The organism is Mesorhizobium sp. G2-6-1 (genome assembly GCF_055809095.1).
In genome coordinates, this window is sequence record NZ_CM147896.1 from 174805 (window position 1) to 198065 (window position 23261).

Annotated in this window: 18 protein-coding genes, 1 tRNA gene, 5 pseudogenes and 1 riboswitch; of the genes and pseudogenes, 12 read left to right on the forward strand and 12 right to left on the reverse strand. The window is 56.9% G+C overall.

The features are described from left to right. Nucleotides 1-22: 22 nt before the first annotated feature. Nucleotides 23-1143 (reverse strand): annotated as a pseudogene (locus AC0L7S_RS00755) (DUF2336 domain-containing protein). A 196-nt stretch (nt 1144-1339) separates the two neighbouring features. Between AC0L7S_RS00755 and AC0L7S_RS00760 the strand changes: the two are divergent. Together AC0L7S_RS00760 and AC0L7S_RS00765 are read left to right on the forward strand one after the other, a co-directional pair. Continuing rightward, nucleotides 1340-1792 carry a MaoC family dehydratase gene (locus tag AC0L7S_RS00760; protein ID WP_473472646.1) on the forward strand — a complete coding sequence of 151 codons (453 nt, stop codon included), beginning with the start codon at nt 1340-1342 and terminating at the stop codon, nt 1790-1792. 4 nt (nt 1793-1796) lie between these two features. Next, the gene (locus AC0L7S_RS00765) at nt 1797-2684 is read left to right on the forward strand and encodes an HpcH/HpaI aldolase/citrate lyase family protein (RefSeq protein ID WP_473472647.1); all 888 of its coding nucleotides are present in this window, start codon (nt 1797-1799) and stop codon (nt 2682-2684) included. 29 nt (nt 2685-2713) lie between these two features. Here AC0L7S_RS00765 and AC0L7S_RS00770 read toward each other — a convergent pair whose 3' ends face one another. Then, nucleotides 2714-3298: a nitroreductase family protein gene (locus AC0L7S_RS00770; RefSeq protein ID WP_473472648.1), complete on the reverse strand. Its 585-nt coding sequence runs from the start codon at nt 3296-3298 to the stop codon at nt 2714-2716. A 170-nt stretch (nt 3299-3468) separates the two neighbouring features. On the opposite strand from AC0L7S_RS00770, the pseudogene AC0L7S_RS00775 reads away from it, so the two are divergent. Continuing rightward, nucleotides 3469-4434, forward strand: a pseudogene (locus AC0L7S_RS00775) (hypothetical protein). A 197-nt stretch (nt 4435-4631) separates the two neighbouring features. Beyond that, nucleotides 4632-4775: riboswitch (FMN riboswitch) on the forward strand. An 83-nt stretch (nt 4776-4858) separates the two neighbouring features. After that, nucleotides 4859-5293, forward strand: coding sequence for a 6,7-dimethyl-8-ribityllumazine synthase (locus AC0L7S_RS00780; RefSeq protein WP_473472649.1), 435 nt, complete (start codon nt 4859-4861; stop codon nt 5291-5293). Nucleotides 5294-5440: 147 nt separating this feature from the next. On the opposite strand, the pseudogene thrS reads toward AC0L7S_RS00780, so the two are convergent. The 3 genes and pseudogenes from thrS to AC0L7S_RS00795 form a co-directional block, all read right to left on the reverse strand. Beyond that, a pseudogene (gene thrS, locus AC0L7S_RS00785) lies at nt 5441-7402 on the reverse strand (threonine--tRNA ligase); the annotation flags it as partial. 180 nt (nt 7403-7582) lie between these two features. Continuing rightward, nucleotides 7583-7951: a membrane protein insertion efficiency factor YidD gene (gene yidD / locus AC0L7S_RS00790; protein ID WP_473472650.1), complete on the reverse strand. Its 369-nt coding sequence runs from the start codon at nt 7949-7951 to the stop codon at nt 7583-7585. Between the two features lie 9 nt (nt 7952-7960). Further along, nucleotides 7961-8407 (reverse strand): iron-sulfur cluster assembly scaffold protein, encoded by a 447-nt coding sequence (locus tag AC0L7S_RS00795; protein ID WP_473472651.1) that lies wholly within the window; start codon nt 8405-8407, stop codon nt 7961-7963. A 236-nt stretch (nt 8408-8643) separates the two neighbouring features. Between AC0L7S_RS00795 and folE the strand changes: the two genes are divergently transcribed. The 3 genes and pseudogenes from folE to AC0L7S_RS00810 all read left to right on the forward strand — a co-directional run bounded on the left by folE (nt 8644) and on the right by AC0L7S_RS00810 (nt 10847). Further along, a complete protein-coding gene (gene folE / locus AC0L7S_RS00800) occupies nt 8644-9282 on the forward strand; it encodes a GTP cyclohydrolase I FolE (RefSeq protein ID WP_473472652.1) in 639 nt (212 codons plus the stop codon). A 51-nt stretch (nt 9283-9333) separates the two neighbouring features. Beyond that, a pseudogene (gene hisI / locus AC0L7S_RS00805) lies at nt 9334-9791 on the forward strand (phosphoribosyl-AMP cyclohydrolase). A gap of 84 nt (nt 9792-9875) precedes the next feature. Further along, nucleotides 9876-10847: a patatin family protein gene (locus tag AC0L7S_RS00810; protein WP_473472653.1), complete on the forward strand. Its 972-nt coding sequence runs from the start codon at nt 9876-9878 to the stop codon at nt 10845-10847. 9 nt (nt 10848-10856) lie between these two features. Here AC0L7S_RS00810 and recJ read toward each other — a convergent pair. From recJ to AC0L7S_RS00835, 5 genes and pseudogenes are all read right to left on the reverse strand, one after another. Continuing rightward, nucleotides 10857-12640, reverse strand: a pseudogene (gene recJ, locus AC0L7S_RS00815) (single-stranded-DNA-specific exonuclease RecJ). A gap of 55 nt (nt 12641-12695) precedes the next feature. After that, on the reverse strand, nt 12696-13679 hold the full coding sequence (glpX, locus tag AC0L7S_RS00820) for a class II fructose-bisphosphatase (RefSeq protein ID WP_473472654.1): 984 nt from the start codon (nt 13677-13679) through the stop codon (nt 12696-12698). Nucleotides 13680-13817: 138 nt separating this feature from the next. Beyond that, complete coding sequence (locus tag AC0L7S_RS00825) at nt 13818-15131, reverse strand: homoserine dehydrogenase (protein ID WP_473472655.1); 1314 nt, start codon at nt 15129-15131, stop codon at nt 13818-13820. A 47-nt stretch (nt 15132-15178) separates the two neighbouring features. Then, nucleotides 15179-16396 carry an LL-diaminopimelate aminotransferase gene (locus AC0L7S_RS00830; RefSeq protein ID WP_473472656.1) on the reverse strand — a complete coding sequence of 406 codons (1218 nt, stop codon included), beginning with the start codon at nt 16394-16396 and terminating at the stop codon, nt 15179-15181. 60 nt (nt 16397-16456) lie between these two features. Beyond that, the gene (locus tag AC0L7S_RS00835; protein WP_473472657.1) at nt 16457-16873 is read right to left on the reverse strand and encodes a hypothetical protein; all 417 of its coding nucleotides are present in this window, start codon (nt 16871-16873) and stop codon (nt 16457-16459) included. A 96-nt stretch (nt 16874-16969) separates the two neighbouring features. On the opposite strand from AC0L7S_RS00835, the gene AC0L7S_RS00840 reads away from it, so the two are divergent. The 3 genes from AC0L7S_RS00840 to AC0L7S_RS00850 all read left to right on the forward strand — a co-directional run bounded on the left by AC0L7S_RS00840 (nt 16970) and on the right by AC0L7S_RS00850 (nt 20409). Continuing rightward, the gene (locus AC0L7S_RS00840) at nt 16970-18811 is read left to right on the forward strand and encodes a PHA/PHB synthase family protein (RefSeq protein WP_473472658.1); all 1842 of its coding nucleotides are present in this window, start codon (nt 16970-16972) and stop codon (nt 18809-18811) included. A gap of 220 nt (nt 18812-19031) precedes the next feature. Then, complete coding sequence (locus AC0L7S_RS00845; protein ID WP_473472659.1) at nt 19032-20189, forward strand: YcbK family protein; 1158 nt, start codon at nt 19032-19034, stop codon at nt 20187-20189. A 145-nt stretch (nt 20190-20334) separates the two neighbouring features. After that, nucleotides 20335-20409: transfer RNA gene (locus AC0L7S_RS00850), tRNA-Glu, on the forward strand. Nucleotides 20410-20521: 112 nt separating this feature from the next. Here AC0L7S_RS00850 and AC0L7S_RS00855 read toward each other — a convergent pair. Both AC0L7S_RS00855 and AC0L7S_RS00860 read right to left on the reverse strand, forming a co-directional pair. After that, complete coding sequence (locus AC0L7S_RS00855; RefSeq protein ID WP_473472660.1) at nt 20522-21013, reverse strand: universal stress protein; 492 nt, start codon at nt 21011-21013, stop codon at nt 20522-20524. Further along, entirely contained in the window at nt 21010-21564 is a 555-nt protein-coding gene (locus AC0L7S_RS00860) for a DUF6428 family protein (RefSeq protein WP_473472661.1), read from the reverse strand. Before AC0L7S_RS00860 ends, AC0L7S_RS00855 begins: the two co-directional genes overlap by 4 nt. A 42-nt stretch (nt 21565-21606) precedes the next feature. Between AC0L7S_RS00860 and AC0L7S_RS00865 the strand changes: the two genes are divergently transcribed. Together AC0L7S_RS00865 and AC0L7S_RS00870 are read left to right on the forward strand one after the other, a co-directional pair. Beyond that, nucleotides 21607-21951: an ArsR/SmtB family transcription factor gene (locus AC0L7S_RS00865; RefSeq protein ID WP_473472662.1), complete on the forward strand. Its 345-nt coding sequence runs from the start codon at nt 21607-21609 to the stop codon at nt 21949-21951. Beyond that, nucleotides 21941-23242 carry an MFS transporter gene (locus tag AC0L7S_RS00870; RefSeq protein WP_473472663.1) on the forward strand — a complete coding sequence of 434 codons (1302 nt, stop codon included), beginning with the start codon at nt 21941-21943 and terminating at the stop codon, nt 23240-23242. The genes AC0L7S_RS00865 and AC0L7S_RS00870 overlap by 11 nt, the downstream gene beginning before the upstream one ends. Nucleotides 23243-23261 lie beyond the last annotated feature (19 nt).

The following is a 23261-nucleotide window of genomic DNA, read 5'->3' on the forward strand; positions in this document are numbered from 1 at the left end:
TCGGTCCGATGCTCAGCGGCCCTTAAGCCGCAGCAATAGCCAAAGCGTGCTCGCGCGCATTTTCTCTCAGTGTATCGAGATGGATCGACTTCACCAGGGCGGCCAGTTTCCCTTCCGCTCCTTGCCCACCCAATTCTTTCAGCATCAGCCAGGTGACTTCCTGAACACCGGCAACGCGCTTTCCGTTTGCGACATCGCGCCAGATTTTCAAGGCATGCAGGAGAACCGCATGGGTATCCAGCGCAAGTCCAGCACTGCGAAATAATGCCTGCAAAGCGACATCATGTCCGGTCGCAAGAAGCGCCCTGACGCGCTGCTCCGACTGTCTTGACAAAACGACAAGCGCGGACCCAAAAAATCTACCTTGCCATGTGCAACGGTGCGGACAAGAAAACCGGTCGTCAAATCGCCGCGCACCCGCAAATGCTCGATCAGGGCGGTGTGTTCGTCAGCCTGTGTCCCCTCTATCAAAGTCACGGATGCCTTGATGCAAGCATCGCTCATGAGACGCGCTGCCCGCGCTTCTCCCATCAGCGCCAGCACAAGCGGCGCTCCCTTGAGGGCTTCACCAAGTTTGACCAGCAGCATGTGACGGCAATCGGCAGGCAATCGTTCATTGGCAATCAGCGCCTCGCGTATGACCGCGACGTCTCCATAGCGTTCAGCCATCCGGCGGAACGAGAGAGAGGCGATATCGGCACTAGTATTTTCCAAGAGAGCAAGGCAGGCGTCTGGTTCGCCAATTTCCGCAATAACTGCGGAAAGCGCCATCGACACCGCGGGGCGCGAAGCAATCAGTATCTGTGTTGCCTTTTGGCCATTGGTAACGTGCTCGATCAAATCCGCATCAGTTATCAGTGGTGAGCGCGCCAACACCAGATTGGCGACTTCGGGCTGATCCGAGGCGAGCGCCGCAATGATCTGGAGCGGAGCGTGCCGGCTAACAGACAGAGCTTCAGCCATCGCCTGGCGAACTTTCGACGATGTGTCATCGAGAAGCAGCGTCAATGCGGCCTCAGCGGCGCAGCGGTCCTCAAAGGGAAGACTGGCATTGATATATGCCATGGCAAGTGCGCTGGCAGCCGCCGCGCGCTCTGTCACTCTTGCCGTATAAATCCATTTCAAAAAATGGGAAACCACCATGTCTGTTCGTCCACCCCGCAACAGTCGGCTTCTGCCGTATCGAGGACATTAGACGTCAACCAATTAATAAAACGTTCACCATGTTTGTTAGGGCTTCGGCGGGCATTCGTGTCGGCCGAAACGCCGAAGCACCGGCATTTGAGTGCCTTGCAGGCATGGTGCCCAGCGGCTATCACACGACAAGGGAGAATTTATCGTGGCAGGGTTTTATCTCGAAGAATTGAGCGTCGGGCAAGTATTCCGGCACCCGTTGCGCAAGACCGTGACAGAAAGTGACAATATGCTTTTTTCGGTGATGACGCTGAACCCGCAGCCGCTTCATATCGACTTCGACTTTGCCGCAAGGACCGAATGGGGCAAGCCTCTGGTCAACTCGCTGTTCACACTTGGCCTGATGATCGGAATTTCGGTCAACGACATTACCATTGGTACGACGATTGCCAATCTCGGCATGAAGGAAACTGTATTTCCTCATCCGGTATTTCATGGCGATACCATCCGGGTCGAAACAACCGTCATTTCAACACGCAGTTCGAAATCCAAGCCTGATCGCGGCATCGTCGAATTCGAGCACCGCGCCTACAATCAAGATGATGCACTTGTCGCAAAATGTACGCGCCACGCCATGATGCTCAAAAAGCCGACCTGACGCGATGCGCTCGCTACTGTTCGTACCCGCAGATTCGGAAAAGAAGCTCGAAAAAGGCTTTTCGTCGGACGCTGACGTCGTCATCGTCGATCTTGAGGATTCGGTCTCAACCGAAAACAAAGCCTCCGCTCGGTCTATCTCGGCGGAATATATCAAAGACCGGCGCGACACCATCGCATGCGCTCTTTATGTGCGCGTCAACGACCTTTCCAGTGGTCTGGTAGATGATGATCTGGCCATGCTGGTTCCGGCAAAGCCTGACGGTATCATGCTGCCAAAATCAAATAGCGGACGCGATATTCAGCAGCTTTCAGCAAAGCTCAGGGTACATGAAGCCGAGCATGGCCTCGCGGACGGCGCAATCAAAATCCTGCCCATCATCACCGAAACTGCCGCGGGCGTTCTGTCTGCATCCACCTATTCGGGGGCCAGCGCGCGCCTTTCGGGATTGACCTGGGGTGCGGAAGATTTGTCGGCGGCCATTGGCGCACGAACCACACGCACCACCAATGGCAATTACACCGACGTTTTCCGGCTGGCGCGCGCCCTGACCATACTTGCCGCCGCGAACGCCGATGTCGCAGCCATCGACACGGTCTTTCCCGATTTTCGCAATATGGACGCATTCGCGGCCGAATGCGCACAGGCCGAGCGAGACGGCTTTACCGGCAAGATGGCGATACATCCCGACCAGGTGCCCCTCATCAACGCCGCATTCACACCATCGCCAGAAGCGGTAGAGTTTTCAAAATCGGTTATTGCCGCCTTCAACCAAGCTGGCAATCCTGGTGTCGTCAGCATTGGCGGCAAAATGTATGATCGTCCGCACCTCAAGCTTGCCGAACGGCTTCTGGCGCGCGTTAAAGCCGGCGCCTCGGCCACGCACGATTGAATCGCGCCGCCTTGACAGGCTACCGGCACTTAACGCGCAAACGGCCCCGAATAATCGGCATGAAGACTGGCCGGGTCGGGACGAGGCCGATCAGGGCCTGCTTGTTCGCTGGTACCCATGTGAATGAAACCAATGACTTGTTCTTGCGGCGAAAGGCCCAGTATTGCCCTGCCCTCTGGCACGTCCGAATACCAGTTTGTAATCATGTTGGTTCCGTAGCCCAGAGCATTTGCTGCGATCATCAAATTCATCGCCGCCATTGCACCCGACAAAAACATCTCCCATTGCGGGATTTTGGGATGATCTTTCGGGGTTGAAACGACGCCAATAACCAAAGGAGCACGCGAAAACCGCGTCAATTCCTGATTGCGTCGCCCCTCAGGCAATGGCCCGTCGCGTCCCTCGGCCAATTTCGCCAATTGCTTGCCAATTTCGATACGTGATTCGCCGCGATAGACAATGAAACGCCACGGTGCCAGCCGGCCATGGTCGGGAACGCGCGATGCAACGGCGATCATCGTTGCAATTTCCTGGTCGCTTGGCGCTGGTTCGTGCATTTCGGTAATCTGGGTGGATTGCCTTGCCAGCATGAATTCAATTATCGGCGACGTCATTATTGCCCTTTCCACGAGTTATATTTGCTTGATTTTGAGCTGAAGCGCGCTCGTGAGATCGTACAGCTTTGGCAATCAGGCGTTTTCGCCATACATCCGAATGCTTGTCCAGACATGACAAACACTCTTGGGCCTTGAAATTGCCACCGCCTTGGGCTTCAAAGCAAGTCATGTCAGTTGTGGTTCGACTATTTTTTTCAGGCTTTCTCGGCGCGGCTTTTTTGGCAATGGCGGTTTCGCTGGCCGGCGCGCAGAATTCCGACGCTCTGGACGCCCTCAAACTGCCCGGCATGTCCAGCTATGCAGCGCCGCGAACAGATCAGCCACTTGCACAGGGTAGCGGTGGCAAAATCACCTTGAGCGCTCAACTGACGGACAAGGGAGCTGATATTTCGCGTGGGATCGTGTGGCGGATTTTCGGCCTGAACCGGGATCAGACGGAAAATTACAGATGGTCGCTTCGGCGCGCGGCGGCACATCGGCGTTTGAACTCGATCCCGGCAGCTATCTGGTGCACGCGTCCTATGGGCGCGCCGGTGCCACCAAGCGCATAACGGTTGGCAGAGACACCAAACGGGAGAGTTTCGTTCTCGACGCAGGTGGCCTTGAACTCGATGCAGTTTCTTCCGGCGGCGTGCGTATCACGCCCAAGAAGCTGCGGTTTTCGATCTATGAAGGTCGCACTGGAACCTGACGGAAACCGCGCCCTGATCATCCCGAATGTTCGCCCCGGCACTGTGGTGCGGCTCAAGGCGGGCATCTATCACATCGTCTCGACCTATGGCGCGGTCAACGCTGTTATCCGCTCCGACATTCGTGTCGAGGCAGGCAAACTTACTGAAGCAACCGTCGAGCATCACGCTGCCGAATTGACGCTCAAGCTCGTGCGAGATGCGGGAGGCGAAGCCATTGCCGATACTGCATGGTCGGTACTCAATGAAGCTGGCGAGCCCATCAAGGAAAGTGTCGGTGCTTTTGCGCCAATGGTGTTATCCGAAGGCGACTATACGGTGATCGCCAAGAACCGTGATCGCATCTACCAGAAGGATTTTACGGTCGAGGCCGGACACAACAAGGAAGTCGAGGTGTTGGCTACCGATGCCTCGGCAATCGACCCGAACGAAGGCGCGGACTAGATCGGTTCAGTTTTTGACAGAACCGTAAAACCGCTCCAACTATTTATTTTACGCAATCCCGGACGGAAAACCGCTACACACTTTTCCTGGAATTGCTCTAAGAAGCTCTGGCTGACCATCGCCATCGCCGTCCGCGAATGCCATCGCCTTGTCCCGCGAACCTGACTTGAAAACTCCAAAAAATCATGACACTTAGGAGCTGTTCTCAGGGCGGGGCGAAATTCCCCACCGGCGGTATGCGGCATGTGCCGCGAGCCCGCGAGCGCCTTCCCGTGGAAGGGTCAGCAGATCAGGTGCGATACCTGAGCCGACGGTCATAGTCCGGACGGAAGAGAACATGCCGACTCAACCTTGCATGGTGCAAGCGAGAAGCCGGGATGTGATCGCCTTGGGTGACGTGTCTGTTGCTGAAAGGAGATCACCGATGACACACACCCGCTATGCATTCGTGAAGGCAAACTGGCACAAGGAAATTGTCGACCGTTCTGTGGAAGGATTCACGCAGTTGATTCCCCCTGACGCCGTTGACGTTTTCGACGTTCCCGGCGCATTCGAGCTTCCGCTTGTCGCCCAAAAACTGGCCGCTACGGGCAATTATGCCGCTATTGTAGCGGCGGCGTTCGTCGTCGACGGCGGCATCTACCGGCATGATTTCGTTGCACAAGCGGTGGTCGATGGCCTGATGCGCGTTGGTCTCGACACCGGTATCCCGGTTCTTTCGGTTTCGCTTACCCCGCATCAATATCAGGAAACCGAACACCACCGGCGCATTTATCAAGATCATTTCGTTGAGAAAGGGCGCGAGGCGGCCCAGGCGGCACTGATGATTACGAAGACACGCGCGGCTTTGGCGGCCTGAAATCGTTCGATCAAAGCCGGGATTGGCTTCCATCGCGGCTCAAACATCGTCAACCGTGGACCGCTCTCCAAACAAATTGGCGATGAGTTGCACCCATCGCCATTTCGTCAGCTTTTGCCGTTCAATCCAGTTGTTCGCGCCTGAGGTCGGGGGCACCACCTCATCCTTCAACGCCACAATGGCATCGCCAAGGCTCATGGACTTCTGGTCACGGGAACCGAGGCGGCGAATATTGACAGTTTCTTCCTCCGCTTCGCGCTTGCCGCACACCAGCATGACCGGAACCTTGGCAAGGCTGTGTTCACGAACCTTGTAGTTGATTTTCTCATTGCGCAGATCGAGTTCTGCCGACAAACCTGCTGCCTTCAAACGCTTCACAACCTTCGTTGCGTAATCATCGGCGTCCGAGGTGATCGTCGCCACCACCACTTGCAGCGGCGCAAACCATAGCGGCATCTGGCCCGCATGGCTCTCGATGAGAATGCCAAGAAACCGCTCCAGCGAACCACAGATGGCCCGATGCACCATCACCGGCTGCTTTTTCTCCGAATCCGAGCCGATGTAGAAAGCGCCGAACCGCTCCGGCAGGTTGAAATCGACCTGCGTGGTGCCACATTGCCATTCCCGACCGATGGCATCCCTCAGCGTATACTCGAATTTCGGCCCGTAGAAGGTGCCCTCGCCCTCGTTGATATCGGTCTTGATGCGATTATCCTCGTGCGCAATGCGCGAAAGCGCGCGCTTGAGAATGTCTTCGGCGTGATCCCACATCGCATCGGTGCCGACGCGCTTTTCCGGGCGGGTGGCCAGTTTGACCACCACTTCGTCAAAGCCGAAATCCTTGTAAACCGACATCATCAGATCGTTGATCTTCATAATTTCGGCTTCGAGTTGATCTTCCGTGCAGAAGACGTGTGCATCATCCTGTGTGAAGGCGCGCACGCGCATCAATCCATGCAGTGCCCCAGAAGCCTCATAGCGATGCACATTGCCAAATTCGGCAAGCCGGATAGGCAGATCGCGGTAAGACTTCAACCCATGCTTGAAGATCTGCACATGGCCAGGACAGTTCATGGGCTTCAACGCGAAAATGCGTTGATCTGCTTCGGGATCGTCGGGATGAGTGAAGGCATGGGCCGACTTCACCGCAAACATATTCTCTTGATACCAGCCCCAGTGACCGGAAGTCTCCCACAAGCTTTTATCCAGCACCTGCGGGGCATTTACCTCCTGATAGTCGTCGCCGAGGCGGCGGCGCATATAGGAGATAAGATTCTGGAACATCTTCCAGCCCTTCGCATGCCAGAACACGACGCCCGGGCCCTCTTCCTGAAAGTGGAACAGGTCCATCTCGCGGCCAAGCTTGCGATGATCGCGTTTCTCCGCCTCTTCCAGCATCGTCTGATAGGCATCAAGTTCAGCCTGATTTGCCCATGCTGTGCCATAAATACGCGTCAGCATCGGATTGTTGGAATCGCCGCGCCAATAGGCACCTGCCACCTTCATCAGTTTGAAGGCGTTGCCGATCTGGCCGGTCGAGGCCATATGCGGGCCACGGCAGAGGTCGAACCAGTCGCCCTGCGCGTAAATCTTGAGTTCCTGATCCTTGGGGATCGCGTCGATCAGTTCGAGCTTGTAGGCTTCGCCCTTCTCGGCAAAAACGCCCCTGGCCTTTTCACGCGTCCACACCTGCTTGGTGAAGGGTTTGTTGCGCCCGATGATTTCGCGCATTTTCTTTTCAATTGCGGAAAAATCGTCAGGCGTGAATGGCTCATTTCGAGCGAAATCGTAGTAAAAGCCGTTCTCGATAACCGGGCCGATGGTGACTTGCGTGCCCGGCCACAGTTCCTGAACCGCTTCGGCCAACACGTGCGCTGCGTCGTGGCGGATAAGCTCCAGTGCGCGCGGGTCGTCGCGAGTAACGATTTCGACGTCCCCGGACTTGCCAATCGGGTCACACAAATCGCGTAGCGTACCGTCGATTGCGTAGGCTACGGCCTTCTTGGCCAACGATTTCGAGATCGATTCAGCCAGCGCCGTGCCGGTCATCGCCGCATCATAATCGCGGACAGAACCGTCTGGGAATTTCAGGGAAACGGAATTCAACATAGTCTTCTCCTATCCAGTCCCGCAAACGAACGCGGGTGGGTTGTCGCCAAGTGCGACGAGCGGTGTTCTAGAGCAATTTCAGGAAAAGTGGAACCCACATTTGCGTGTGGAATTGCATGGAATCAAAGACATAGAGCAGTGTGGGAATTCGAGTGACGAAACGTATAGCCTTGGTGGCGGTCAGATTTCGGCCTCACCGCGTCTTTCTCCGACTTGCCAATAGCGCCATGGCGTAAACCAGTGAAAGCGGCTCACCAAAGTTTCAGGAACGCGATCAATGCCCTTGGTGCCGCCCGGCCCGCAGCGCATGACACGAAAAAGCCCCATCCAGCCCCCTGCCCACAAGCCGTGGCGCGCAATTGCCTCATACGCATATTCAGAGCAGGTCGGCAGGTGACGGCAGCTATTGCCTACGAAACCCGACAGGGTGAGTTGATAGAAGCGGACAAGCGCCAAGCCAAAAATACGCCCCGGCGTCTTGCGCCAAGCCCCGCTCCAATTTCGGCTGTAGCGCGGGCGGTCATACTTGTGGATTTTTTCAGGCGTCACGGGCAAGCATCACGCGGCCTCATCGGCACGCTTCTTCTCGATCTGGCCTATTGCATCCACAACGGCGTCAAACGCCAGCATGGTCGAAGCATGGCGCGCCTTGTAATCGCGCACCGGTTCCAGATATTTCAGATCGGCAAACCGTCCCTCGGGCGGCGCACCATTTTCCTTCAGCATCTTGCGCATTGTTTCCTGAACGGAACGCAAATCTGCCGTTGTCGCGCCAATGATATTCTCGGCCATGATCGCGCATGATGCCTGACCAAGAGCGCAAGCCTTCACATCCTGGGCAAAGTCGGTGACAACACCATCGTCCATCTTGAGGTCGACGGTCACTGTCGAGCCGCACAATTTGGAATGTGCGGTGGCGGACGCATCCGGTTGTTCGAGCCGGCCGATATGGCCAATATTTCCAGCAAACGCCAGAATTTTCATATTATAGACGTCGTCGAGCATATTTTTCCGATCCATCGCCGCATGACAGACAGCGATTGCCGTTTGCATGTCTTTTAATTGCGATAACGATTTAATATATAATGCTGGTGTTTCGGGAACGGCAAGGCACGTCGTGCATCTAACTTCCTGGAACCACGTCACGCCGCTTTCGGGCCGTTTCGTTTGGCGAACCCGTGAAAGGCTGTGGTCCGTTCAACTCGTTCCTCCGAGTGAGAGGAACTACGGGAGACGCCTTTATGGATGCCGTTATCAAGAATCTCATGCCTCACATCGACAAAACGGAAAAATGGGTCGCAGATCGCCCCAGTGAAGCCGAAGCCGAAGCAGCGGTTCGCACCCTGCTGCGCTGGACTGGCGACAATCCTGAACGTGAGGGCCTTCTCGACACGCCAAAACGCGTGGCGAAAGCTTTCCGTGAAATGTTCGGTGGCTACGATATGGACCCGGCGGAAGAACTGGGGCGCACCTTTGAGGAAGTGGCCGGCTATGACGATCTCGTCATCGTCAAGGACATCGAGTTCCATTCGCATTGCGAACACCACATGGTGCCGATCATCGGCAAGGCGCATGTCGGCTATCTGCCCGATGGCAAGGTCGTTGGCCTTTCGGAAATCATCCGCGTCGTCGATATCTTCGCACATCGCCTGCAAACGCAGGAGGCGATGACCGCGCAGATCGCCAATGTCATCCAGGACGTACTCAATCCGCGTGGCGTCGCCGTTATGATCGAGGCGGAGCATATGTGCATCGCCATGCGCGGCATTCGCAAGCAGGGCTCGACAACGCTGACCTCGACCTTCACCGGTACGTTCCGCGACAACCCGGAAGAGCAAATCCGCTACATGACGATGATCCGCGGAAAAGCCTCCACCTGAGCGCTCATCTGTCGCGACAAGCCGCGCGTAGCATAAAGACGAGGACCAGCCATGTCGGCTCTCACCTTCCCGCCCGCATCCGCCGACAAGAAAACGCTGGAAGACGGGGCGGTCTTCACGCCACGTTTCGATGCAAACGGACTGGTCACAGCGGTGGTCACGGACGCTGAAGACGGCATGGTGCTGATGGTGGCGCACATGAATGCGAAGGCGCTGGCGCTTACGCTTGAAACCGGCATTGCGCATTATTGGTCACGTTCGCGCAACACCCTTTGGAAAAAGGGGAAACATCCGGCAATGTGCAACAGGTCACAGAAATCAGGACCGACTGCGATCAGGATGCCATCTGGCTCAAGGTAAAAGTGTTGGGCCACGATGCAACCTGCCACACCGGTCGGCGTTCCTGTTTTTATCGAATGGTGTGTCTGGTTGAAGGCAAAGGGACGCTTTCCACCGACGGAAGCGAACCATTATTCGATGCTGAAGCAGCCTATCGAGGGCGTGATTGAACTTATTGACATATTGCCAACACACGGATTCACCTCTTCGATACAAATCAGCGCTAGGCTAACCGTGGGACAAGGGAGAATGTGATGCTCGAGTGGGCGTCCTTGCGCAGCAGACCTGACGTTCGAGAAGCCAACGGCCTCTCGTCGGCGTCGGCCACAAGCGAGCCGAAAGCACCGGGCAACACGGGCATTTCGCTGGCGCTTGGCGGTGGCTGCGCACGCGGCTGGGCCCACATTGGCGTGTTGCGGGCGCTCGACGAAGCCGGCATCAAGATCTCGATGATTGCAGGAACGTCTATCGGTGCGCTTGTGGGTGGTTGCTATCTCGCCGGCAAGCTGGACGAACTGGAAGAATTCGCTTGTAGCCTGACCAGACGCCGCATCTTCGGCCTTCTCGACATTAATCTGCGCGGCAACGGTCTGTTCGGCGGCATGAAGCTCGATGCCCGGCTGCGCGAGCACTTGGCCGGTGTTCGCTTTGAGGATTTGCCAAAACCTTTCGTCAGTGTCGCTGCCGAAGTCCGCACCGGCCATGAAATCTGGCTGTCGAGCGGCTCTCTCATTTCCGCCATGCGCGCATCCTACGCGCTGCCCGGCGTGTTTGAACCTGTCAATTGCAATGGCCGCATCCTCATGGACGGCGCACTCGTCAACCCCGTTCCGGTTTCAGTGTGCCGCGCGATGGAACAGCCGCTCGTCGTCGCCGTCAATCTCAGCCATGATAATTTCGGGCGCGCGGCCGTCATCCGGCACAGTGCTGGCGAACTCTTGGTCGAACGTGACGCACCGGCGGAACCCCGGCCCGGTAATAATCTGCCATCCAAGGAGAGCCGTCTCGGCATCACCGGCGTGATGGTAGAAGCTTTCAACATCATCCAGGACCGGATTTCGCGGGCGCGCCTTGCTGGCGATCCGCCAGATTTGTCGGTGCAACCCAAGCTTGGTCACATCGGCATGGCCGAATTCCACCGCGCCGATGAGGCAATCAAACTCGGCTACGATGCGACCAAGGCACAAATCGGCGAACTCGTTCGGCTTCAGTCGGTTCTGGTCTGATGAGGAAAATCAGGTTGACGCGGCATCAATAATGCGAAATTGCGCCTTGCGGTTGCCGTTCCAGTAGTTGGAAGACAGGGAACCGGCGACGTGAATCGTCTTGCCCCGGTTTTTCATCAGAAAGTCGCCAAGCACCGTATCTACGGCGCGAAAGGCGATAGCCTGAATCCTGCCGCCGCTTTCGGATTGAAAATCGACACGAATATGATTGGTGCCAACAAGCCTTGCATCGGCCAAGCGATGGCGCGGCAAGGCGAAAACCGGCGCGACGTGGCCTGTCCCAAAGGGGCCAGCCTTCTCCAGTTTATCGAGCAGATCGAGCGTCGCACCCTCGGCTGCAAGCGCCCCGTCTATCAGCAGGCTCTCCTGATCCTGCAAGCGAAATACATCTGCGGAGGCACGCTCTTCGAAAAATGCACGTAACGGCCCCAGTTTATCGCGCTCAACCGTTATACCGGCAGCCATCGCATGGCCACCGCCCTTGACGATCAATCCGGCCTCCACGCCATCACGGACCAATCTGCCGAGATCAAAGCCGGCGACCGAGCGTCCCGATCCCGTGCCAACATCGTTTGCGTTGAAGGCAATGGCAAAAGCTGGCCGGCGTGCGTGGTCCTTGAGCCGCGAAGCGATCAGGCCAACAATGCCGGGATGCCATCTGGTGCTTGCAGTGACGAGAATTGCAGGCCCAGCGCCACCGGCAAGCTCTGCATCAGCCTCCGCGCGAGCTTCGGCGAGCATTGTCTGCTCCATCAATTGCCGCTCCTGGTTCAACTGATTGAGCTTTTCGGAAATCGTGCCGGCTTCGACCGGGTCGTCGGTTGCGAGCAAGCGACTGCCAAGGCCCGCATCACCGATGCGCCCTCCAGCATTGATGCGCGGGCCAATCAGAAACGCCAGATGGAATGTGTTGAGCGGCTCGCCCACTCGCGAAACGCGCGCCAATGCACTTAACCCGGCATTGGATTGCTGGCGCGCGATCTGAAGCCCCTTGACCACGAAAGCCCGGTTTACCCCGGTTAACGGCACGACATCGCAGACCGTTGCCAGCGCCACCAGATCAAGAAACTCCAGAAGATTTGGCTGTGGCGCGCCCGGCAAACGGCTGCGCAGAACTTTGCCGTCTGCACCAGAGCAAGGAACACCACGCCGCCAGCGCATAAATGGCCCTGCCCCGACAAATCATCTTCGCGGTTGGGATTGACGATGGCGACGGCTTCGGGCAACGCACCGCCCACCTGATGATGGTCAATCACGACGACGTCGGCGCCCGCCTGTTTGGCCGCTTCGATGGATGCTGAACTATTGGTGCCGCTGTCCACCGTCACAATCAGCGTAGCACCTCGTCCAACCAGTTCACGCATTGCGTCCGGGTTCGGTCCATAGCCCTCGAAAATGCGATCCGGGATATAGATTTCAGCGGCGATGCCGAAATAAGCCAGAAACCGCTTCATCAAAGCGGATGAGGCTGCGCCGTCGACGTCGTAATCGCCGAAAATCGCCACCTTCTCCTTGGCGACGACAGCTTCGGCAATCCGAACAGCGGCGCTGTCCATGTCGGTCAGCGACGCCGGGTCCGGCAACAAATCACGAATGGTCGGATCGAGGAAGCGTTCGGTATCTGCCGCGTTCACGCCGCGCCCGGCGAGTACGCGCGCCACAATATCGGGCACGCCATGTCCCTGCGCAATGGCAAGTGCAGCCATGTCCTGACGCTCGTTCAGCCTGTGTTCCCACGAAACACCGGTGACTGAGCGTCGAACGCCGAGAAATATCCGTTTCTCCGCCACTATGTGTGATGTCCACGCATTGTGGTGCGACTATAGGCCAACGCAGACTGCGGCAAAATCAGAATTTCTCGAGATCCTGATGGCGCGCCTTGATCTCACGCACGGTCCGCGACGACGAGCGCAACACGATCGTGTGCGTGGTGATGTAGTTACCACCGAACTTCACACCGGCCAGCATGTTGCCATCGGTCACACCGGTAGCGGCAAACAACACGTCACCGCGCGCCATTTCGTCCACGCGATAGACTTTTTTGGGATCGGAAATGCCCATTGTTGCCGCACGTTCCACCTTTTCGGCCGTATCGAGGATCAATCGGCCCTGCATCTGGCCACCAGTACAACGCAATGCCGCCGCCGCCAGAACACCTTCGGGTGCACCACCCGTGCCAAGGTAGATATCGATGCCGGTTTCTTCCGGATCGGTGGTGTGGATAACGCCCGCGACGTCGCCATCACCGATCAGGCGGATCGACGCGCCCGTGGCACGCACCGCTTCAATCAACTTGGCATGGCGTGGCCGGTCCAGAATACAGGTGGTGATTTCAGCCACCGACACCCCTTTGGCCTTGGCCAGCCGCGCGATGTTTTCGGCGGGCTCCGCGTCAATATCGATAATCCCATCGGGGTAGCCTGGACCAACCGCAATCTTGTCCATGTAAACGTCTGGCGCATAAAGCAGGCTGCCTTTTTCCGCCAGCGCGACAACGGCGAGCGCATTGGGCAGGTTCTTGGCGCAGATTGTAGTACCTTCAAGCGGGTCAAGCGCGATATCCACGGCTGGTCCCTTGCCGGTTCCAACCTCTTCGCCGATGTAAAGCATTGGCGCTTCGTCGCGCTCGCCTTCACCGATCACCACCGTGCCTGCGATGGCAAGCTGGTTGAGCTCCTTGCGCATGGCATCGACTGCGACCTGATCTGCGGCCTTTTCATCGCCACGCCCGCGCAGCCTTGCAGCGGCAACCGCCGCACGTTCGGTGACGCGAACCAGTTCCATGGTCAAAACCCGGTCGAGCCCTGCGCTGATCTTTTGTGCGGCATTCATGATGGCAATAAATCCTTTTTGGCACGCTCCATCCAGGGGAACGCAAATTTCTTTTGGCAAAGGCTCATGACAACGACAAGTCCCTCAGCGAGGCTTCTTGAAAAATCAACATTATCAATCGATTGAAACCAGAAAGCCCTATTCCGCCCGCTCGATGCGGATGACTTGCGGCTTTGTCGTCAAATGCCCGTCCCTGGTGATGCCGTCAACCGCCTTGCGCACGGCTGCCTCGGTTGTCTCATGCGTGACGAGGATGACAGTCTTTTGTGCGGCAGCTTCAAGTTTATCCGCATGCTGGACAATCGATTCCAGCGAGATGTCGTTATCGGACATGCGCCGCGCAATCGCCGCGAAAACACCAAGGCGGTCATGCACGGTGAGGCGAATGAAATATCCGCCCGCATGGGCGCGCATCCGGGCCTTCTTGTAGGGTTGCAATTCTTTCGCCGGACGCCCGAACACCGGGCCATGCTGGAAGCCGGGCCGGCTCTTGGCAATATCGGCAATGTCGCCAATGACCGCCGATGCCGTGGCATTGCCGCCGGCACCGGGACCGGACAAGAGGAGTTCGCCCAGAATATCGGTTTCAATCGCGACCGCATTGGTAACGCCGTTAACCTGGGCGATGACCGAAGCCGTCGGCACCATGGTCGGATGAACGCGCTGTTCGATGCCGCTTTCGGTGCGCTGGGCGACACCAAGCAGCTTGATGCGATAGCCGAGCGCGCCCGCGGCACGAATATCTGCCTGCGTGATATTGGAAATGCCTTCCATATAAATATCGCCAGCGGAGATGCGCGTACCAAATGCAAGGCTGGTCAAAATGGCGAGTTTGTGGGCCGTGTCGTTACCTTCAATGTCGAAGGTCGGATCGGCTTCGGCATAGCCCAGCCGCTGTGCATCCTTGAGGCAATCCTCAAATGACAAGCCTTCGGCCTCCATGCGCGTCAGGATGTAATTGCAGGTTCCATTCATGATGCCGAATACGCGCGACACCGAATTGCCGGCCATGGCTTCTCGCATGGTCTTGATGACCGGAATACCACCCGCAACCGCTGCCTCATAATTCAACAACACGCCGCGTTTTTCCGCCGCTTCGGCCAGTGCCACGCCATGTTTGGCCAGTAGTGCCTTGTTAGCTGTCACCACATGCCTGCCCGCTTCCAGTGCGGCTTTTACACAAGCTCGCGCCGGGCCTTCATCGCCTCCAATCAGTTCGACGAAAACGTCGATATCGGCTTTCCGAGCCAGTTCCACCGGGTCGTCGAACCATTTCGCGGCGCTGACATCGACACCGCGATCCTTAGCTGCATCGCGCGCAGAAACAGCCGTGACCACGATGTCGCGCCCGCATTGACGGGTCAATTCAGCCGCCTTTTCGCTCACGACACGGATGACGGACGCCCCGACAGTGCCTAGACCGGCAATTCCAACACGCAATACTTCAGCCATGTCTGGCGACGTCCCTCTTTCAATCTTTGTGGAATGTGGCGAAGCTTTCAGCGATGAGCCGTAAGTGGAACCACATTGTTGGGTTGTTTTGCACTCGATAGCAGGAAACGCTTGATATTGCGCGCCGCCTGACGAATGCGGTGCTCGTTTTCGACGAGCGCGATACGAACGAAGTCGTCACCATGCTCACCGAAGCCAATCCCCGGCGCAACGGCCACATCAGCGTGTTCGATAAGCAGTTTGGAAAATTCCAGCGAACCGAGATGCCGGAACGGTTCGGGAATGGGAGCCCAGGCAAACATAGTGGCTGCAGGTGCCGGAACCGACCAACCCGCACGGCCGAAAGCATCGACCATGACGTCGCGGCGCTTGCGATAAACGTCGCGCACTTCGGCAATATCGCCACCGTCGCCATTCAGCGCGGCGGAGGCCGCAACCTGTATCGGCGTAAAGGCACCATAATCGAGATAGGATTTCACCCGTGTCAGCGCCGAAATCAGCCGCTCGTTGCCAACCGCGAAGCCCATGCGCCAACCCGGCATGGAAAAAGTCTTCGACATGGAGGTGAATTCGACCGCAACGTCGACGGCACCGGGAACCTGCAACACCGATGGCGGCGGATTGCCGTCAAAATAAATCTCGGAATAGGCCAGATCTGAAAGAACAATGAGGTCGTGCTTTTTCGCGAAGGCAATAACGTCCTTGTAAAAATCGAGCGAGGCGACCAGTGCCGTCGGGTTCGACGGATAATTCAGGATCAGCGCCAAAGGTTTTGGGATCGAATGGCGGATGGCGCGTTCGAGCGCCGGAATGAACTCATTGTCCGGTTCGGCCTTTAGCGAACGGATAACACCGCCCGACATGATGAAACCGAAGGCATGTATCGGATAGGTCGGGTTCGGGCACAAAATTACGTCGCCGGGCGCGGTAATGGCCTGCGCCATATTGGCAAAGCCTTCCTTGGAGCCGAGCGTCGCGACAATCTGCGTCTCGGGGTCGAGTTTCACACCAAAACGGCGCGCATAATAGCCCGCCTGAGCACGGCGCAATCCGGGAATACCACGGGAAGAGGAGTAGCGATGGGTGCGTGGATCGCGCACCACTTCGCACAATTTATCAACAATCGCCTTGGGCGTGGGAAGGTCCGGATTGCCCATACCCAGATCGACAATATCGGCACCGCGCGAACGAGCACTGGCCTTGAGCCGATTGACCTGCTCGAAAACGTAGGGCGGAAGGCGGCGTACCTTGTGAAATTCTTCCATGTCAGTTCCCGCATCAATGGCGCGATTTTATCGGTGCGAATTAGGTTGGGCGATATAACCTTATTTGCAGGTCGGGTCGAGGGCGGGATCGCATTTGCCTTCGATCTGCTTGAGTGTATCCTCGGCATGATTTTTCGCCAGTGACCGCAGTTCGGCGCTGTCGTCAGGCGCTGGCGCACCGCTAGCGCCTGCAACGGCTGCGGCCTTGTCGGCATTCAGTTCCGCCAGCTTGGCATTTTTTTGCGCGTCGGTAAGTTGCGGCGCGGCCTGCCGGGGTACGATGTTGAGATTTGGAAAGCTTCCCGTATCCGTTGGCCCCTGGACATTCCCTTGAGCGGCCAAATCGACGCTGGTAGGTGCTACGTCCTCGAAATTGGCTGTGGTGCATGCGCCAAGAGCCAGAAGGGCGACCGCCGTCGCCATGCGACAAAGACGCCCAGCATCCAATAAAATGATCTGGCCAATGGGGTGTGTCATTATTCTTGCCTGATGCCGCGATAGAGCATGTTAGACCCTATCGGCTGTGTCATGGTAGTATGTCAATAAAGAGCCTTGGGAGGAACAGCGCCTAGAATGTCCGAAAAATCCGGCCAAGGCAAAGCCGACAGCGACGGTCCCTCGCCTGTCGAACAATATCTGGTGAAAGACCCAGAGCGTTTCGCGCTGAATCTGGCACGTATGGTGGAGCAGGCAGGCAAGGCTGCATCGGCCTGGGCCGAGCCACGCGAAAAGGGCGATGTGCGTGATCAGGTTTCAGAACCGATGGTCGACATGGTCAAGACCTTCTCGAAACTGACCGAATACTGGCTGTCCGACCCCAAGCGCGCGCTGGATGCGCAAACGCAGCTTTTCGCGGGCTATATGAGTGTGTGGGCAAGTGCCGTCAACCGAGCAAGCGCGCCCGAAAACGCCGACAACGATGAAGATGCCGTCAAGACCGAGCGTGGCGACAAACGTTTTCAGGATCCCGAATGGGGCAAGAATGCCTTCTTCGATTTTCTCAAGCAGGCTTATCTGATTACCTCTAATTGGGCGACAGATCTCGTGGAACGGGCAGACGGTCTCGACGAGCACACGCGCCACAAGGCCAGCTTCTACGTCAAACAGGTTTCCAACGCCATTTCGCCGTCGAATTTCATTCTTACAAATCCGGAACTGTTTCGCGAAACCATCGCCTCAAACGGCGAAAATCTTGTGCGCGGCATGAAGATGCTGGCCGAGGACATCACTGCCGGCAAAGGTGATTTGCGGGTACGCCAGGCCGATTATTCGAGTTTCGAGATTGGGCGCAATATCGCCGTCACACCGGGCAAGGTTGTGGGGCGCAGCGATATTGCCGAGATCATCCAGTATAAACCCGCCACCAAAAAGGTGCTGAAGCGGCCATTGCTGATCTGTCCGCCATGGATCAACAAATTCTACATACTCGACCTCAACCCCGAGAAATCATTCATCCGCTGGGCCGTTGAGCAAGGCCACACGGTCTTCGTCATTTCATGGGTCAACCCCGACGAGCGCCACGGCAACAAGAGTTGGGAAGCCTATATTCGCGAGGGTCTTCAATACGGCCTCGACACGATCGAAAAAGCGACAGGCGAACGCGAGGTGAATGCGATCGGCTACTGCGTCGGCGGCACGCTTTTGGCGGCGGCGCTTGCGCTTCTGGCTCAAGAAGGAGACGACCGCATCCAGTCGGTCACTTTCTTCACCACGCAGGTCGATTTCACCTATGCAGGCGACCTGAAGGTTTTTGTCGACGAAGATCAGGTTACGGCAGTCGAGCGCGCCATGAATGAGAAGGGCTATCTCGACGGCACCAAGATGGCGACCGCTTTCAACATGCTGCGTTCAGGCGACCTTATCTGGCCATATGTCGTTAACAATTACATGCGCGGCAAAGACCCTCTGCCTTTCGATCTGCTCTACTGGAATGCAGATTCGACTCGCATGGCGGCGGCCAATCATTCTTTCTATCTTCGCAACTGCTATCTTGAAAACAATCTGTCGCACGGCAAGACCGAAATCGCAGGCAAAACCCTTTCACTCTCGGACGTGACCATTCCGGTCTATAATCTCGCCGCTAAGGAGGATCATATCGCGCCGGCCCGATCGGTCTTTATGGGGTGCCAGTATTTTGGCGGCGAAGTAGAATATGTGATGGCCGGGTCAGGCCATATTGCCGGCGTCGTCAATCCGCCCCACAAGAACAAATACCAACACTGGACCGGCGGCAGACCGATTGGTGCGTTCGACGAATGGACCGAGAAGGCGAGCGAGCACCCCGGTTCATGGTGGCCACACTGGCAACGATGGATCGAATCAAAGGACGATAAACGCGTCGCCGCGCGCAAGCCGGGCAAAGGCTCGAAGAGCTTGGGCGATGCCCCCGGCTCCTATGTGAAGATACGCGTGTAACACAGTGTAATGTGCGGTGAGTTGACGGATAGCCAAAAGAAGGCGAAATGATCCCGTCAATCTTGCAACATGCGTATTCTGTAGATAGTTACCGAATCCATTAAGCAGTTGCTGATATGATACAGATCTCGTTTCCAATTCCGGGGACATGATCATTTCGACGTGAATGTCACGACACACGTCAATGACCTACCGGGTGGACACCGAGGGGGAAAGCAATTTGAATTCAAAGCGATCGCGCTTCGCTAAAAGTGAATATCGCGCAGTTGCGGCGGCGTTTTTATCCGTGCTTCTGGCGTCTTGCACTTCGACAACCGATCCAACGATGACTGGCGCAATGCCGGGATTCAATGCGACAGGTGCCGATCTGGCACTTGCATCCAGCGACCAGACTGCATTTTCAAGCGATTCGACCGGAGGAATTGGACAAGTTCCGTCAGCGGGTAATAGCGAGGCAGCGTTACCTGAACAGGTTGCATTTACACCCGTGACCAGGCCCGGTTCCGAACTCTCGATTGCGACCCCTGCGGCAGCCGAGGAAATCGCTGGCCAGACACCTCAGGAATTGGCAACCACGGGCGAACCTGAAACCCAGCAGGCTGCCGCTCAAGCTGTTCAAGCCGAAAGCGAGACCGCAGCCCTCACCCCTGCCGAGGCGGCAGAAAATGCCGAGTTTTATGTGACTGCAACCGAGCCAGCGACACAGGCACCGGCAGCACCCAAGAAGAAGGGCTTTCTCGCTGCTTTCTTCGGCTCATCTCCTGCTCAGGCTGCGCCAGCGGCCAAGCAACCGGCCAAACCGATCATCACACTTGCATCGGCCGAGACGACCAAACCGGTTATCGCCTCTGCCACTCCTGTTCATGCTTATTCAGAAGATTCACTGCCAGGCGTGCGCAAGACCGCGCTTTTCGAGATCACGCGCAAGTCTGGTATTGACGACGACAGCGACGTGGATCTCAACGAAGACGAAGGTTTCGGCAGCTATAAGGTCGCATCGGCGGCGGGCCTTGCACGGCTTGCGCCAAATGGCCTGCTCAAGCAGACCGAGCGTGTCGATGTTGCCTGTCTCAAGCCGTCTCTCGTGCGAGTACTCAAGCAGATCGAGCGACACTACGGCAAGAAGATGGTGGTAACGTCCGGCTACCGCGACCCAAACCGCAACAGGCGGGCGCGCGGTGCCAAGAATTCTTTGCATATGTATTGCGCCGCAGCCGACATTCAGGTGCCCGGCGTCGGCAAATGGGAACTGGCAAATTATGTCCGTTCCATGCCTGGGCGCGGTGGTGTCGGCACCTATTGCCATACCGCATCTATTCACGTCGACGTTGGCCCCGAGCGCGACTGGAACTGGCGGTGCCGCCGCCGGAAGAAATGAACCTTAGGCCTTACTTGAGGGTCGACAGCGGTTTCGATTGCCACGTCCAGCACTTCAGCAACACATGATGAAAAAAGTTGTCGCCGACCTCACCTGATGGGTTGCCCGTTTCGCGCAAGACAACTATAACCCGCCAAATCTGAGCGCGCCCATCGTCTAGCGGTCAGGACACCGCCCTTTCACGGCGGTAACAGGGGTTCGATTCCCCTTGGGCGTACCAGTTCTTTCAATGGCTTAGCCGTTGCGATCCTGAAATCATACTATTCATCTATTATGTGTGTTTTGGAATCGGGCAAACACACGAGTAGAAGAAGAGCTAGATCTTCCAGCATCTACTTCACGAGAAGCACGGGTAAATCTGTTTGATCGACGACTTTGCGCGTCACAGAGCCCATAAATAAATCCACGACAGGCCGATGACCATGCCTGCCCAGGATGAGGCAGTCGGCTGCAACGTTTGTCGCGGTCTTGATGATCCCCTTTTCCGGCTGATCAATAATAACCAGCCGTTCGACACGTTCCACACCGACCTCACGAGCGATACCGACCGCGATCGTTATGCAGGCTTCGGCATCGTTGGAGAGCCATGGCTGAGGCTGTCCTTTCAGACCTTCATCGGCGAGAAACGTCCTGACTTCGTCAGTGAGTGCAACCTCGCGGGCAACGGACACGAAAGTGAGGGCTGCGCCACATCTCAGGGCAAGGTTTGCAGCAACACGCGCCGCGCGACATGCGGGGTCGGAACCGTCGACTGCACAAAGCAGCTTGCGAAAACCCGGATGATTTGATGTCGCAGCGATATGACTGTCGGATAGCTCACTCATTGTGCTGCGCCCTGAACTTGCCGAGCACCGTCATTGGGATTTGAACAACACGACTCCCGCGTTCGCAACTGTTCATCCAACCATCTGTCTCGTGGTTTGCAACTCGCTGCACGTGGCGAAAGTTCAACATGAACGCTACCGTCGATCACCTCGGGCGTGGCCGCTTTGTGAAGTTGCATCGGTGCAATTCCGTCGCTGACTTCAAAAGTTAGTTTGGCCGAAGCGTCGAGTGACACATGATCGGTGACTTTGCCAATGATGGCCGTAAACCGACTGGACGGCATATGCACGCGCTCGCCCTCGTTCACATCCCACAACTGAACGAAGATTTCCAACCACGCTTCCGGGTTCGCGCCGCAATCGAGGGCCGAGAACTGTCCGGCCTTGACTTCGGTCACATGGTAGCCGGGCTTTACTGTGCGTCCGTCATAGTGAAACACCAGAGGCATATCAGGATGTTTGGCAAGAACCGCCAGAAGACCTCCGATTGTAATGTCGTTGGACGCCGTTTGCGGTGCGGGCTCGATTTCGGTGTTGTCAGGGAGGGACATCTGTTGTACTCCTTATTTTGATATTCATAGAGTTATTGAAATATGGAAGAACGTCAAGCTCTGATCGCATTCAGTGCCATATCGCAGGAAACACGCCTCAAGATCGTGCGCATGCTGGTGCGGGCTGGCCCGGACGGGATGGCAGCAGGAGCCATCGCCCAGGCGGTAGACGTTTCGGCCTCTAACGTCTCCTTCCACCTCAAGGAACTGGACCGCGCAGGATTGGTGGTGCCAAGGCGCGATTCCAGATCGGTCGTCTACAGTGCCGAATATGATGCACTAAGCGGCCTGATACGGTTTCTGATGGAAGATTGTTGCGCCGATCGATCTGAAATTTGCGCACCTGCAATTGAACGCTCCTTTGCGGGGGCAGAATTTGTGGCATGATCGTTTTCGGCTATCGCCCGATCTAGGACCCGAGACCCCGCGCAAATTCGCTCCCACCGGCAAGCGTATCCTTGGGGCGCTCGGCATCACGCAAATCTTTGCCTGGGGCACCTCCTACTATCTCCTAACGGTGCTTGCCGCGCCTATTGCAAATGATACAGGATGGCCGCTGACATTGATCGTCGGTGGCTTCTCGATCGGCCTGCTCATCTCAGGTTTGGCATCCCCTACGGTCGGTCGACGCATCTTGATGCACGGCGGCCGAAACGTCCTCGCGATGGGCGCCGTGATCATGGCGATCGGCCTCGCGCTACTGGCAATTGCGCCTAATCTTCCAGTGTTCATTGCCGGATGGGCGGTCATCGGCATCGCCATGAGTGCTTCGCTCTATGATCCCGCGTTTTCCACACTTGGCAGCATCTATGGAATGGCGGCACGTCGGCCGATCACGACACTGACATTGTTTGGCGGCTTTGCCAGCACGGTTTGCTGGCCTTTGTCCGCATGGCTTCAAGAGACAATCGGATGGCGTGGTACCTGCATGACCTACGCCGCGATTCAGATCGGCATTTCTCTACCGCTGCTGCTTACAGCACTGCCAGGAATGCGCGACGAATCACCTTCTTATGCCACTGATCCGGCTGCACCGCGCAAGCACATTTCTCTTTCGGCAGATGGTCGGCGTACGTTCCTGCTTCTCGCGTCCGCGCTCGTGCTTGCCGCTGTCATCCAGACCGTCCTTTCCGTGCATCTGATCGCGCTTTTGAAATCGCGGGGTATCGGACTTGCCGTCGCCGTGTCTTTCGGGATGTTTGTCGGGCCGGCACAGGTTGGTGGCCGCTTGTTCGAGATGGCGTTCGGTCGGCGTTATCACGCGATCTGGACATTGGCGCTGGCAAGCACACTGATCGCTGGTGGCGTAGCCCTGCTCTTCATTGGCTTCCCGATTCCGGCTTTGGCCCTGGTCGTTTACGGCGCGGGAAACGGCATCTGGACAATCGCACGCGGCGCATTGCCTCTCGCGCTTTTTGGACAACAGGACTACCCTGTGCTGATGGGGAAACTGGCCATGCCGAGCCTCATTGCCCAGGCAATCGCTCCCACGGCCGGAGCGCTTCTGTTGGATATTTGGGGCCCGGATTCGGTCTTTGCTCTCGTCGCTGTTCTGGCTGCCGTCAATGTCGGGGTTGTGATTGCGTTGCTCTGGAATAGGCCACCAGACGCTCAGTCGGCATTCGGTCTGACAGAACATGCGGCGCATGACGATGGCAATTTGCAGATTCGTCGGTGACTGCGACAGTCGTCCATTG